Source organism: Clostridium sp., from assembly GCF_036569345.1.
In the GTDB taxonomy this organism is placed as follows: domain Bacteria; phylum Bacillota; class Clostridia; order Clostridiales; family Clostridiaceae; genus Clostridium_AD.
The window spans coordinates 1-13,136 of the sequence record NZ_DATCQT010000147.1; the positions used below are offsets into that span (position 1 = coordinate 1).

14 protein-coding genes are annotated in these 13,136 nt (G+C 30.7%); 11 read left to right on the plus strand and 3 right to left on the minus strand.

What is annotated here, in order from left to right; all coding sequences use genetic code 11:
- Nucleotides 1–239 precede the first annotated feature (239 nt).
- The 7 genes from deoD to VIM70_RS14410 all read left to right on the plus strand — a co-directional run bounded on the left by deoD (nt 240) and on the right by VIM70_RS14410 (nt 8,244).
- Entirely contained in the window at nt 240–953 is a 714-nt protein-coding gene (deoD, locus tag VIM70_RS14380) for a purine-nucleoside phosphorylase (protein ID WP_331946464.1), read from the plus strand.
- A gap of 34 nt (nt 954–987) precedes the next feature.
- A complete protein-coding gene (locus tag VIM70_RS14385; protein WP_331946465.1) occupies nt 988–2,631 on the plus strand; it encodes an acetolactate synthase large subunit in 1,644 nt (547 codons plus the stop codon).
- Nucleotides 2,632–2,648: 17 nt separating this feature from the next.
- Nucleotides 2,649–2,885 (plus strand): TIGR04540 family protein, encoded by a 237-nt coding sequence (locus VIM70_RS14390; protein ID WP_331946466.1) that lies wholly within the window; start codon nt 2,649–2,651, stop codon nt 2,883–2,885.
- A gap of 224 nt (nt 2,886–3,109) precedes the next feature.
- Nucleotides 3,110–3,241, plus strand: a complete 132-nt coding sequence (locus tag VIM70_RS14395) for a hypothetical protein (RefSeq protein WP_331946467.1) — start codon at nt 3,110–3,112, stop codon at nt 3,239–3,241.
- A gap of 348 nt (nt 3,242–3,589) precedes the next feature.
- Complete coding sequence (pulA, locus tag VIM70_RS14400; protein ID WP_331946468.1) at nt 3,590–6,334, plus strand: type I pullulanase; 2,745 nt, start codon at nt 3,590–3,592, stop codon at nt 6,332–6,334.
- A gap of 38 nt (nt 6,335–6,372) precedes the next feature.
- The gene (locus VIM70_RS14405) at nt 6,373–7,269 is read left to right on the plus strand and encodes an alpha/beta hydrolase (protein ID WP_331946469.1); all 897 of its coding nucleotides are present in this window, start codon (nt 6,373–6,375) and stop codon (nt 7,267–7,269) included.
- A 30-nt stretch (nt 7,270–7,299) separates the two neighbouring features.
- Nucleotides 7,300–8,244, plus strand: a complete 945-nt coding sequence (locus VIM70_RS14410) for a hypothetical protein (protein WP_331946470.1) — start codon at nt 7,300–7,302, stop codon at nt 8,242–8,244.
- A 100-nt stretch (nt 8,245–8,344) separates the two neighbouring features.
- Here the strand turns inward: VIM70_RS14410 and VIM70_RS14415 are convergent, their stop codons facing one another.
- Nucleotides 8,345–8,497, minus strand: coding sequence for a lmo0937 family membrane protein (locus VIM70_RS14415; RefSeq protein ID WP_331946471.1), 153 nt, complete (start codon nt 8,495–8,497; stop codon nt 8,345–8,347).
- Nucleotides 8,498–8,693: 196 nt separating this feature from the next.
- On the opposite strand from VIM70_RS14415, the gene VIM70_RS14420 reads away from it, so the two are divergent.
- The 4 genes from VIM70_RS14420 (at nt 8,694) to VIM70_RS14435 (ending at nt 11,240) form a co-directional block, all read left to right on the plus strand.
- Nucleotides 8,694–8,840, plus strand: a complete 147-nt coding sequence (locus VIM70_RS14420) for a hypothetical protein (protein ID WP_331946472.1) — start codon at nt 8,694–8,696, stop codon at nt 8,838–8,840.
- A 173-nt stretch (nt 8,841–9,013) separates the two neighbouring features.
- Nucleotides 9,014–9,970, plus strand: a complete 957-nt coding sequence (locus VIM70_RS14425) for an ROK family protein (protein ID WP_331946473.1) — start codon at nt 9,014–9,016, stop codon at nt 9,968–9,970.
- Nucleotides 9,971–10,010: 40 nt separating this feature from the next.
- A complete protein-coding gene (locus tag VIM70_RS14430) occupies nt 10,011–10,871 on the plus strand; it encodes a DegV family protein (RefSeq protein WP_331946474.1) in 861 nt (286 codons plus the stop codon).
- 54 nt (nt 10,872–10,925) lie between these two features.
- The gene (locus VIM70_RS14435; RefSeq protein WP_331946475.1) at nt 10,926–11,240 is read left to right on the plus strand and encodes a hypothetical protein; all 315 of its coding nucleotides are present in this window, start codon (nt 10,926–10,928) and stop codon (nt 11,238–11,240) included.
- A 59-nt stretch (nt 11,241–11,299) separates the two neighbouring features.
- Here the strand turns inward: VIM70_RS14435 and VIM70_RS14440 are convergent, their stop codons facing one another.
- Complete coding sequence (locus VIM70_RS14440) at nt 11,300–12,505, minus strand: MFS transporter (RefSeq protein WP_331946476.1); 1,206 nt, start codon at nt 12,503–12,505, stop codon at nt 11,300–11,302.
- Nucleotides 12,506–12,646: 141 nt separating this feature from the next.
- A complete protein-coding gene (locus VIM70_RS14445; RefSeq protein WP_331946477.1) occupies nt 12,647–13,024 on the minus strand; it encodes a hypothetical protein in 378 nt (125 codons plus the stop codon).
- Nucleotides 13,025–13,136 lie beyond the last annotated feature (112 nt).

Consider the following 13,136-nt stretch of genomic DNA (forward strand, 5'->3'; position numbering starts at 1 on the left):
TTTTAATATTAATTATTATGTAAACCATTAAAAAAGTAAACCGATATAATAATTTTAAATTTTACAAATACAATAAGGCAGTAAATACGATTTACATAAAGAAGTTTGTAAACAACAATAAAGTATAATATAATGAAAAAGTAACTAAAGACATTTTATTTTATATACCCATTTATATGTAAATAAGTACATTAATAGTAATTGTAGTATTAAACTAAATATAACTAGGAGGTCTTAACATGATACCAACACCACATATTGAAGTAGATGAAGAAGGAATTATTGCAAAAACAGTATTAATGCCTGGGGATCCATTACGTGCTCAATTTATTGCTGAGAATTTTTTGAAAAATGTTCAAAAATTTAATAATGTACGAAATATATTTGGATACACAGGCACATACAAAGGACGCAAGATATCTGTAATGGCTAGTGGAATGGGTATGCCTAGCATTGGTATATACTCTTATGAATTGTTTAATTTTTATGGTGTAGAAAATATTGTACGGATAGGTTCATGTGGTGCCTACACTACGGATTTGAATTTATATGATGTAATATTGTGCACAGACGCTTGGAGTGAATCAAGTTATGCAAAAGTTCAAAGTGGGTATGATGATGATATTATTTCTGCATCATCACAGTTAAATAGTAAGTTAGAGAAAATAGCAGACGACTTAGGTATTAAAGTTCATAAAAATAGAGTTCATTCTTCAGATGTATTTTATAGAGAAAATTTTAGTGAATTTAAAGATATTTATAAGAATCATGGTTGTACTTGCGTAGAAATGGAATCATTTGCTCTATTTCATAATGCCAATGTATTAGGAAAAAAAGCAGCCTGTTTATTAACTGTATCAGATAATCTAATAACTCAAGAGTTAACTACATCTAAAGAAAGACAAGAAGCCTTTACCAATATGATAGAAATTGCTTTAGAAATGGCTGAATAAAACATATCACACAATATAGAGGGAGACGACATTAATGAATTTGAAAGATCAGAATGAAAGTTTAAATACTTCAGAGCTAATGGTAAAGTGTCTTGAAAATGAAGGAGTTAAGTACATATTTGGGATACCTGGAGAAGAAAATCTAACTTTTTTAAATGCACTCAAAAACTCCAAAATTAAATTTATAACGACCAGGCATGAACAGGGCGCTGCTTTTATGGCTGATGTTTATGGGCGCTTGACGGGTACACCGGGAGTATGTCTCTCAACACTAGGGCCAGGAGCTACAAATTTGATGACAGGAGTTGCTGATGCTAATATGGATGGGGCACCACTGGTTGCTCTAACAGGGCAAGCTGGAACAGATAGGATGCATTTAGTATCTCATCAGTATTTAGATCTGATTTCTATGTTTGCACCAATTACAAAATGGAATAAACAGGTAGTAAGACCAGATACAGCACCAGAAATAATAAGGAAAGCCTTTAAACTGGCTGTAAGTGAAATGCCAGGGGCTGTTCATATAGATTTGCCAGAAAATATAGCTGCTATGACGGCACTCGGAAGACCATTAAGCCATGGAGATAACGAGAAAAGCTATGCTACATACAGCAGCATTAAACGAGCGGCAGCGGCTATAAGTAGTGCGAAAAATCCAGTTATTCTTGCTGGGAATGGTGTAATACGTTCAAAGGCTAGTGAATCACTTACAGAAATGGTAGACAATTTAAAAATTCCAGTGGCTAATACTTTTATGGCAAAAGGTGTGGTTTCATATAAAAATCCATTATCCTTATGGAGTATTGGACTATCACAAAGAGATTATGTAAATCGCTTGTTTGAAAAAGTGGATTTAGTTATTGCTGTAGGGTATGATATAGTAGAATATGATCCCAAAAAATGGAACAAAAAAGAGGGAATTAAAATTATACATATTGGAGAAGCAAAAGCTGAAATTAATAAATGTTATATACCTGAAGTAGAGGTTATTGGGGATATATCTTATTCAATCAAGGAAATTAATAATCTTGCATTTAGAAAAGGTGATCCAGATGATGCTTTAGATATTAAAAAAGATATGGAGAAAAATTATGAATCCTATTCAGATGATTATAGTTTTCCTATGAAACCTCAAAAAATATTATATGATTTAAGGAAGGTAATGGGGGATGATGATATTGTTATATCTGATGTAGGTGCCCATAAGATGTGGATAGCAAGGCATTATAGGTCGGCAAAACCTAATACCTGCTTAATATCCAATGGATTTGCCTCCATGGGAATCGCAGTACCTGGTGCAGTAGCAGCTAAACTTGTAAATCCTAAAAGAAAAGTTGTTGCAGTGACTGGTGATGGTGGATTTATGATGAATAGCCAGGAGATAGAAACAGCTCTACGAATAGGTACACCTTTTGTAACATTAATATTCAATGACGCCTCTTATGGACTTATAAGATGGAAACAGCAGGCTAGGTATGGGGAGGATATGTGCGTAAAATTCACAAATCCTGATTTTGTAATGTATGCACAGTCCATGGGAGCAAAGGGCTATAGGGTAACAAAGGCAGAAGACTTAATACCAATATTAAAAGAGGCGCTTGCCCAAAACATTCCAGCTATCATAGATTGTCCTGTTGATTATAGTGAAAATATTAAATTAACAAACGCATTAAAATGAATTATAAGGAGTACTTTATGAGAAAAGTTTATAAGGATCCCAGGAAATTAGCCACATGTTTAAAGGATTTAGTAGATTTCTATTTAGATGATGTTATGACATATGACAAGCTAAAAGAAAAAATAATTATTCTACTTAATGCAAACGAGGACAGGATTTATAAAGATGGAATAATATCTTTAAAAATATCTAATATAATAGGTAGTCTTAGAGTGGATATTATTGATAAGATATTTTCAGAAAGACAAATTTAATTATGAAAATACAAAAAAATATTTTAAGTAAAGTAGTCTATGTGTTATAAATAAAACTAATGGAAACCGTACACTAAAAATAAGGTGCACGGTTTTTCACTTGTGAACTAGTATATGAAAAGCATAGGCCTATCTTAATAGATTAATAAATTGCTTGTATATATCTCTTTTAGAATATATAATGTATTAAGGTAAAAAATGTTTAAATAGTAAGGAGTGGTATAATGGCTAAAAATAAACCGGCTTTTCCATCAAGTAAGAATAAATCAACAAATGAACAGGGATCAAAAGTTGATAATAAAACTTCTCTGCCAACACCAAAGAAAAACTTAAGAGGCAATTCTAGGGGACAATAAATATCATTAAAGATTTATAATAAAAATTTTAAAGATAAAAATAGATAATAAAATTTCACAATTATCTCATATAAATAATGGAATTTGTGGAGGACTATTTGATTTTTATAAGGGTATCGAGTGGATGATTTCTGGGAATCTATTTGTACTTGGAGATTTTAATCATTAGTCCTAATGATTTTTAAAAGCAAAACACATCATATACGAGGATAATATCGGTATAAATAGAGAATATCATTACTAGAACTCATCAAGGTAATATGCCAGTTGAGTTAATTTAACGAGGAATACTTTAATTAGAAAAATATAGATAAGATGACCATAATTTTATTTTTAGAGGAGAAATTTATGAACTTTGGGATAGGGAGAAATAAAAGGAAGACATTGATCATTTTTCTTATAACTATTTTAGTTATGACAGAATTGCTTTTTCTATTGCCAAACATACATACGTTTGCTCAAAGTGGAAGAACAAAAATAATAGTTCATTATGCTAAAAATCCAAGCAGCAATTTGAAATGGAAGTTATGGATGTGGCCTGATAAGCCTGAAAAAAAAGATGGTAATATGTTTGAGTTCACTAGCTATGATGCATTTGGTCAGGTCTGTGAAGCTGAATTTGACGGAGATTATAATAAGGTAGGATTTATAGTAAGCACGGACGAATGGGAAAAGGACACTAAGGACGACAGATTTATTGAAAAATTCAAAAATGGGGTTTCAGAAGTCTGGCTTAAAGGAGGCGACTCTAATGTTTACTATTCTGAGGCTGAAGCTAATGCTAAAAAGGGAGCGACTGTAGCTGGAAAGGCACTAAATAAACCAAGTCAATTTATAGCAGCAAAATTAGATGAACTGAATATCATAAACATAGAAACAAACGTGCCGTTTTCATTCATTCCAAATAGTTCTCAAGGCATTAATATTAAGGTAAATGGTGTGATCGCAAAAATAAAAAGTGTAACAAGTAACCAAGTAAAGGATGGCACTACTACAGTTGCCAAAATAGAACTTAATGAAAATGTGGAATTAGATAAAAAAATTACAGTTTCCATGAAAGGTTTTGTGGAAAAGGAAGTAACATTTGGAGATGTGCTGTCAAGTGCAGGCTTTGATAAAATGTTTTCTTATGAAGGAAATGATTTAGGTAATACTTATTCTACAAGTAAAACTACCTTTAGAGTTTGGGCTCCAACAGCAACTGAGGTAAAGCTTGTAACCTACAAAAATTGGGATGATAAAAGTGGTAACGAAGTTAGCATGAAGAAAAGTGAAAAGGGAACATGGACTTCTGAACTAACTGGAGATCAAAAGGACATATTTTATACATATAAAGTTAACATAAAAGGAGTCTGGAATGAGGCTGTAGATCCTTATGCTCGTTCTGTATCAGTAAATGGAGATAAGGGTGCCGTGATTGACTTAAAGGAAACAGTTCCTAAAACATGGTCCAGTGAAAAACCTAATTTTACTAATTTAAATGATGCAATAATATACGAACTACATGTTAGAGACTTTTCTATAGATAAAAATAGTGGTATAGAAAATAAGGGAAAATTTTTAGCATTTACTGAAACCGGAACAAAGGGAAGCGATGGTCAGCCAACAGGAATTGATTACATAAAAAATTTAGGGGTAACTCATGTAGAGCTTATGCCAATATTTGATTTCTCTACTGTGAATGAAGCTTCAAATAAATTGCAATACAACTGGGGGTACAATCCAAAAAACTATAATGCTCCTGAAGGAAGTTATTCAACGGATCCATTTAACCCTATCACGAGAGTTAAAGAATTAAAACAAGCAGTACAATCGTTTCACGATAATGGACTTAGAGTAACTATGGATGTAGCTTATACTCATATGTACAATGGTAATGATTCTAATTTCAATAAACTTGTACCAGGATATTATTTTAGAACTAATGAGAATGGTACCTTTTCAAATGAGAGCGGTTATGGAAATACGATTGCCTCAGAAAATTCAATGGCAAGAAAATTTATTGTAGATTCAGTGTCATATTGGGCAAAAGAGTATAATTTAGATGGTTTCAATTTTGATCTTATGGGACTCATCGATATAAAGACAATAAATGAAGTTCGGAAAAAATTAAGTAGTATAGATCCATCCATTATCATTACTGGGGACGGTGCTGATTTGGGGACTACTCTTGCCCCAGATATGAAAGCTACAAAAGTAAATTCGAGTAAAATGCCTGAGATAGCACAATTTAACGATGTAGTGCGTGATGGAATAAAAGGTAGCGTGTTTGTTGCAAAAGCAAAAGGATTTGTTAATGGCAAACCACTAGTAGAGACGGATATTAAAAAAGGAATAGTTGGAGGAATCGATTATTCGAATACTATAAAAACCTGGGGGAAAGTAGAACCTGTACAATTTGTTAATTATGTTGAATCTCACAATAATAATACATTATGGGATAAACTTCTTATAACAAATCCAAATGTCAATGATAAAGTAAGGTTAAAAATGGATAAAATGGCTGACTCTATTATTCTTACTTCACAAGGTATTCCATTCATGCAAGCCGGACAGGAATTTTTGAGAACTAAGGCTGGAGTTAAAAATTCTTATCAATCTAATGATAATATAAATAAACTTGATTGGACACTAAAATCTAAAAACATTGAAACTATTGATTATTTAAAAGGTTTAATAGAGTTAAGAAAAACACATCCTGCCTTTAGAATGACTTCAGCAGATATGATTAAGAAAAACTTGAAATTTTTAGTAGTCCCTGAAAATGTTGTGGCATATGAAATGAACTACAATGCAAATATGGATTCTTGGGCGCATATCGTAGTAGCTTTTAATGCAAATAGAGAAGATAAAACTATTAAATTATCCAAAAAGGGCACGTGGAATATTGTAGTAAATGCTGAAAAAGCGGGTGTTAAAACTATAAACCAATTTAGTGGTGGTTATTTGGTAGTTCCAGCACTAAGCTCTATTGTAATATATTATGAATCAAACAATATATTTACAACATTAAATTTTTGGATTTACACTATAATAGTTTTAGCTGGGGTTGCTACCATAATATTACTTTTAAAAGGTAGAAAGAAAGAATAACATTATAATATATTGATTGTTTATTAGGGAGATGTTAGATGTTTATCATAATATTTTTTATATCAATATTAATTGTTATTACAATTATAGGGTGGCATTTTTCTAGTATGGTCATATACCCTAAGGTCCAGGATTATACTTATACTTATAATTATGAATTAGAAAAAGGCAAAATGGGAAGATTTGATAATTTAGAAAAACAAGAAATATATATTGATTCCCAATATGGCTATAAGATTCATGGATTCTTTTTTTTAAATAATAATTCAAAAAACATTATAATATTGTGTCACGGAATAAATTGGAGTTTATATGGTTCTGCAAAATACATGGATATGTTTCTGAAAAGAGGCTTTGCTGTGTTTATTTATGATCATAGAAACCATGGTCTAAGTGGTGGAAGTGACACTTCGTTTGGTTATTATGAAAAGTTTGATTTAAAAAAATGTACAGATTATCTATTTGATAAATTGGGGGAAGATATAATAGTCGGATTACATGGCGAGTCCATGGGTGCTGGCATAGTCCTTCAAAATATTGCAATAGACCATAGAATTAAGTTTTGCATAGAAGACTGTGGATATTCTGATGCAGAAGCTTTGTTTAAGCACAGATTAGAGAAAGATTATAATATAAAGAGATTCCCTTTAATTAAATTATCAAGTAAGATTACAAAAATGAGAGTTGGCTGGGAATTTAAAGACGTATCTCCGATAACTACTCTACCTATGGTGAAAATCCCGATATTGTTTATTCATGGTGATGAAGATGACTATGTTCCTACTTTTATGTGCAAACAAATGTACAAGATAAAGAAAGGATACAAAGATATATATATCGCTTCTAATGCAGGTCATGCAGAGGTGTATTGGAAAAACAAAGATGAATATGAAAACAGGGTAGATATATTTTTAAAGGCTATTAATATAATCTAGATGGTAAAAGGAGAGATGAGGAGGATTTTAATGTTTCAGTTACCACAAAATTATAAAAAGTATTTATATACAACTAATTATTCTATGGATGAAGAGAGCTTATGCAAAATGGAAATCAAGTGTCTCTTTAATAAACCACTTGATGGCAAGCACTTATTTTCTGATATTTATGTTGATCCCTCTAGAAGTCCCTTTATTAAAAAATGCATTTCAATAATGTATATTGGCGAAACAATAAAGCAAATCATAAATCAAATTGTTATAGACAAATTTACCAGTTTAAATTATAAGGTTGAGTTTATCAAAACAGCTGATGAAAATATGGGTTTTCATGAGGGACGTAGTATTGAATATGAAATAGGATTTAATATACTGGGAGAAGCGGAAATGAAAAATCCGGCAATTATTTTTGGTATAACAAAAATATTAGATAAATGGATATTTGGTGAATGTGAAAGCAATACTTCTGAATGGTTATTTCACAATAAAAAACCTTTTTCTTATTCTAATGCGCTAAAGGTAACCGTATGTCGAGCACTAGTTAATATAGCTGTAGGTAATAATTTGAATTGTAGTGTTGTGGATCCATGTTGTGGAATTGGAACAGTACTCATAGAAGCTATTTCAATGCAAATTAATATTAAAGGTTATGAGTTAAACTCATTAATTGGTAAAAATGCAAAAACAAACCTTAGGTATTTTGGATATGATGATATAATAACTATTGGCGACATGAATGATATTCAAAATAAATTTGATGTTGCAATAATTGATCTTCCGTATGGTATATTTACACAAATCACCACCGGTGAGCAGTTAGCCATAATGCATAGTGCCCGTAGAATAGCAGACAGGATGGTAATTATTACTTTTGAGGATATGATGTTGCAAATTACATCAGTTGGTTTTCATATAGATGATAGGTGTACTGTGTCTAAAGGAACTTTTAAAAGATATATATACATATGTAGTTAGAATTCATTAAAAATAAAAGCAGAGTGCATAAAGCATTTTATTTATACACTCTGTTTTTATTTGTTTTAATTTTTAATTAAAAATATTATTACTAAATTTTTTAAACTCTTCGTTTTCCTGAAATCATATCCACAATGAACACTATTGCTGCTATTATAAGCAAGATATGGATCATACCGCCACCTATTCTAAATATAAGACCTAATGCCCAAAACAATACTACTATTCCACCTATCCAACGTAAAATTCCCATACATCACACCCTCTTTCACATTTATATATATTTTTTAAATCTGTTTAATTATAATAGCCTAAATTCGGCTGAAATATTCAAAGCCATTATTTTCTTAGCTCATTTGTGAAAATAATTAGCATCTGGCTGGCAGCAAGTGAAACACTGAATAAATATTTTTTCTATGGTAAATCTATTAATAGAAAGGGGTGAATAAATGAGTAATAAACTTAAAACTACTAATAAACAGATGACATCTTTAGGAATTAAGAAAAATGAAGTAGGTGATTATGTATATATACAAAAAGACGAAAAAAATAGTTCAAAGTATAAAGCTGTAAAAAAAGAGCCAAAGCAATTATAAACTATAATTGCTTTCAAATAGTAATTTTAAATATAAAACTATAGATGCTTTTTAAAAGTTAATAAAGAAAAAGCATCTATATATGGTATAATTTATTTACATATAAAAATTTATAAAGTGGAATATATTTATTATATAATAATACAAGCGAAGGCGATGAAAGGAGGAAGTCTATGTATATAGGGATTGATTTAGGTGGCACTAACATAGCAGTGGGTATTGTTGATGAGAATGGAACAATAAAGTATGAGAAATCATGTGAGACAAGATCCGATAGAAATTCCTCTGAAATAATAGATGACATGTTAGCATTAGTTTTAAATATTTTAGATGAATCAGAGATACAATTAAAAGAAATAAAAGCAATTGGTATAGGTATTCCAGGTTTAGCTGATAAAAATGGGAATGTAATATTTTGTGTTAATCTTGGCTGGAAGAATGTACCTTTAGGAGAAATATTCGAAAATGCACTTCATAAACCCATTTATATAGATAATGATGCTACTGTAGCTGCACTTGCTGAATATGAGACTGGCTCAATGAAGAATTGTAAAAGTGCAATAATGCTTACATTAGGAACTGGTGTTGGTGGAGGAATTGTTTTAAATGGTGAAGTGTATAATGGATCTCATGGTGTAGGATCGGAACTTGGACATATTATTGTGGGTGAAAATTTTTATAATTGCAACTGTGGAAGAAATGGTTGCCTAGAAACCTTTGCCTCATCTACTGCTATAATAAAACACACCAAAAAATTAATTGAGGAAATGGATGAAAGTACTATATTAATAGAAAAAGCAGAAGGAAATATAAACAATATAAATGCAAAAATAATATTTGATTGTGCTAAAGAAGGAGATAAAATAGCCAATTTAGCAGTTAATAGATTAGTGAAATATCTAGGTATAGGAATCTTTAATATAGTCAATTTCATTGACCCAGAAGTAATAGCATTAGGTGGCGGTATTGCAGGGGCAGGACAGTATCTTTTAAATCTGGTTATAAATGAAGTAATGACGAATAAGTATTATGAGGATTTACCTATTGGCAAAATTGTTTTAGCAGAACTAGGCAATAAAGCGGGCATAATTGGTGCTGCAATGATTGCAAAACATGGATATATAAAATAAAGAATATTAAAAATTTTTGTTTGAGAAAGGTGAAGTTAAAATGAGTAAGATTGCACTTATTACAGATAGTACTTCAGATGTTGATAAAGAATTGATAAAGAAATACAATCTATTTGTGCTTCCTTTAAGAATAATATATAAGGACAGGGAGTATATTGATCGCGTAAATATTACCCCAAAAGAAGTTTATGATAACTTAGAAAATGAAATTCCTACAACCTCATTACCTTCAATGAAGGACATGGAAGATTTGTATTTAAAGCTTGAAGAGGAAGGATATACTCAGGCTATTGCAGTAGTAATATCTGATGCGTTATCAGGCACTTATAATACATTGAGACTGGTAAGTCAAAACCACCCATTTATAGAAACCTGCGTCTTCGATTCTAAATCTTTAACTATTGGCGAAGCTGCAATTGTTGAAGAATGTGGTGAAATGTTGCGATGTGGAAAATCCTTTGAGGAAATTGTAAAAACTCTCCCGCAGATAAGAGATAGAATTACTGTTTACTATGCGGTGGATACACTTAAATATCTAACTAAAGGCGGTAGAATCGGAAAAGTTGCTGGTACTATAGGTGAAATTTTAAACATAAAACCAATAATATCAATTAATAAAGATGGTGTTTACTATACTTACGCAAAGGCAAAGGGAAAAAAGAAGGCCATAAGTAAGCTTGTAGATATTGCAAGGGAAGCTCTTGAAAATACTCCATGTAAAATTTGGGTAATGCATGGTGGTGCTTATGATGAAGTAAATCACTTTGCAGATATAATTGCTGGTATTCCCAATATTACAAGATTATCATTTGGAGAAATTAGTCCAGTAGCTGGAGTTCATACAGGCCCTGGACTACTTGGAGTTGTGATACTAAAAGACTTAAAAACTACAAAAAAATAATTTGTACTTACTAATAAGAATATATTCATAAACAGAAATTACTGAGGAGTGGTTATGATGAAAATTCAAGATATAATGTCAGGAGATTTTTCTGCATACCCTGAAGAAACACAAATCTTCATGAAGGAATATACGCAAAAACTACGAGAAATTGTAAAAGAGGAATTGATTAAAGATATATCATGTAAGATGCTTAAGGATATAGATAAAAGTAAAGATTATTTTATAAATGTTTTAACTGATATTTTAGATAATGGATATAAAGGCCTTAGTAAAATGTCCACTCAGGCACTTATAGATACATATTTAGAACGTAAAAATGAAGAAGATTTTTTTATATTGCTAGAAAAAGTTAATGAACAAGTGTAATTCTATAATAATTTTGAAACTTTATATAACCAAAAGAATCAATTAGAATCTATATGATTCTAATTGATTCTTTTGGTTTGTGGTTCTATTTTAATTTTTAAAGATAAAAATAAATTAATAGCGGCAATGAATGCTGCAACAATAAAAACATATTTATATCCCATAGTTGCCCATAAAATTCCACCTACAAAAGGTATTGACATTGCAATTACATGGTCAAAGCTTGTGCCTGCAGACAGAGTAGGTATAACATCTTCTGGAGATTTAGCAATCTTTTTTATATATGTAGATCTTGCCATTTCTACAACGCTAAGAGAATTATCTATAATGTAGCAGGCTGCAATAACTATAACGGCAACACCTGGAGAGACTAAATCTGCTGCAAAAGAGTAACCCATACATATTACTATAAGAACTACTGCTTCGAGAGAAAGCACAAATCTTTCACCCTTTTTATCTATAGCATTTCCGACTACTGTTCTTGTGAAAATACTTAATACAGCAATTATTAGTCCTAATATAGCAAAAGTAGGTGGATCAACATGATACACTTGGATAAGCACCCAAGGTGCAAATGTTAAAAAAATCTGTTTTCTTGCACCATTAACTACACTAAGACAATAATATAGAGTATATCTTTTTCTAAAAATAATAGTTACCTTTTTTGTCTTAGGTTTTTTAGATTTCATGATGCCAAGAAAAAATGCTGCAAAAATGTAAGAAACTGAAGCTATCACAAAAGCTATTTGATATGTAAGATTAAAGTATTTAAATCCGAACCCTACAATTCCATAGCCTATAATAGTTGCAATTAAATTATATGCACTATATCTTCCAAGTCTTGAACCATAATTTTCATTTTGAGAAAGATTCATACCTATTCCAGCGGATAAAGGCATAAAAATATGTGTACCAAGGCTAAGTAACATCATCCATATAAGCATAGTTGCAAAAGTAGGAGAAAACATACCTAAACCCAGCATTCCGAGAGCAGCAAAAATCATTCCAACTATTGCTATTCTTGTGTCACCTAAAAATGAGAGTATTCCTAAAACTATAACTATAAGAACACCTGGTAGTTCACGAGGAAATTCCACAATACCTCTAGCAGCAGCCGTTAGTCTATAAGTATCGTTTAAAAAATTATTAAATACAGTTAAGTTAATTCCGCTTGCTATTCCAGTAAATAGACCTACAATTAAAAATAACTTAAAATCTCTATCGTTATTGAAGTTAAGCCATAGGTTTGAAAACTTTTTTTTCATCTTTTGTTTCCTTCTACGTCATTATCATTAAGCTTTTTACTGTTTTTCATAAACATATATCCCCCTTTATACCAACCAACTAATTATATTATAAAAAGGAATAAAATTCAATTAAGAAAAGACTGATAAATATTTTTCGACCTAATACTTTATGGATAATTCTCCACTTAAGATTGTGTCTTTAGTTTGGTTCCAAGTAGCTTCAACTAAAAGATTTACTCTTAAGCCTGTTTTATATTTAAACGAAATCTCTAGATCGTGTAACATATGATAATTTTCGTAAACTACTAAATTATTTTTCTCTTTGTCTCTAATAATAATTGTCCAAATTCCATTTTGAGGTTGGAATATTTTAGCTGTTATAATTAGCCTTGACCAGAAAGTATTGTTGACACCAGTTTCATAAAAACCTTTTCCATTAAGAATATTTATTTTAAAAGCTTGTTGAATATGCCCATCGCTACTTGTAACTGCTTCTTCATTTAATTCTATGTTTTCATTATTAATCAACATGCCCATATATTTCCTCCTTTTTATTAATTCTAATGATTATAAAACAGGATTTGAGTATATGATTTTCCCAAGAAAAATCCATATATTTTATTATACGTAAATATATAAAAAGTGTTAT

Coding starts and splice junctions, on each gene's coding strand:
- deoD (WP_331946464.1), top strand. CDS start 240: ATGATACCAACACCACATATTGAAGTAGATGAAGAAGGAATTATTGCA.
- VIM70_RS14385 (WP_331946465.1), top strand. CDS start 988: ATGAATTTGAAAGATCAGAATGAAAGTTTAAATACTTCAGAGCTAATG.
- VIM70_RS14390 (WP_331946466.1), top strand. CDS start 2,649: ATGAGAAAAGTTTATAAGGATCCCAGGAAATTAGCCACATGTTTAAAG.
- VIM70_RS14395 (WP_331946467.1), top strand. CDS start 3,110: ATGGCTAAAAATAAACCGGCTTTTCCATCAAGTAAGAATAAATCAACA.
- pulA (WP_331946468.1), top strand. CDS start 3,590: ATGAACTTTGGGATAGGGAGAAATAAAAGGAAGACATTGATCATTTTT.
- VIM70_RS14405 (WP_331946469.1), top strand. CDS start 6,373: ATGTTTATCATAATATTTTTTATATCAATATTAATTGTTATTACAATT.
- VIM70_RS14410 (WP_331946470.1), top strand. CDS start 7,300: ATGTTTCAGTTACCACAAAATTATAAAAAGTATTTATATACAACTAAT.
- VIM70_RS14415 (WP_331946471.1), bottom strand. CDS start 8,497: ATGGGAATTTTACGTTGGATAGGTGGAATAGTAGTATTGTTTTGGGCA.
- VIM70_RS14420 (WP_331946472.1), top strand. CDS start 8,694: ATGAGTAATAAACTTAAAACTACTAATAAACAGATGACATCTTTAGGA.
- VIM70_RS14425 (WP_331946473.1), top strand. CDS start 9,014: ATGTATATAGGGATTGATTTAGGTGGCACTAACATAGCAGTGGGTATT.
- VIM70_RS14430 (WP_331946474.1), top strand. CDS start 10,011: ATGAGTAAGATTGCACTTATTACAGATAGTACTTCAGATGTTGATAAA.
- VIM70_RS14435 (WP_331946475.1), top strand. CDS start 10,926: ATGATGAAAATTCAAGATATAATGTCAGGAGATTTTTCTGCATACCCT.
- VIM70_RS14440 (WP_331946476.1), bottom strand. CDS start 12,505: ATGAAAAAAAAGTTTTCAAACCTATGGCTTAACTTCAATAACGATAGA.
- VIM70_RS14445 (WP_331946477.1), bottom strand. CDS start 13,024: ATGGGCATGTTGATTAATAATGAAAACATAGAATTAAATGAAGAAGCA.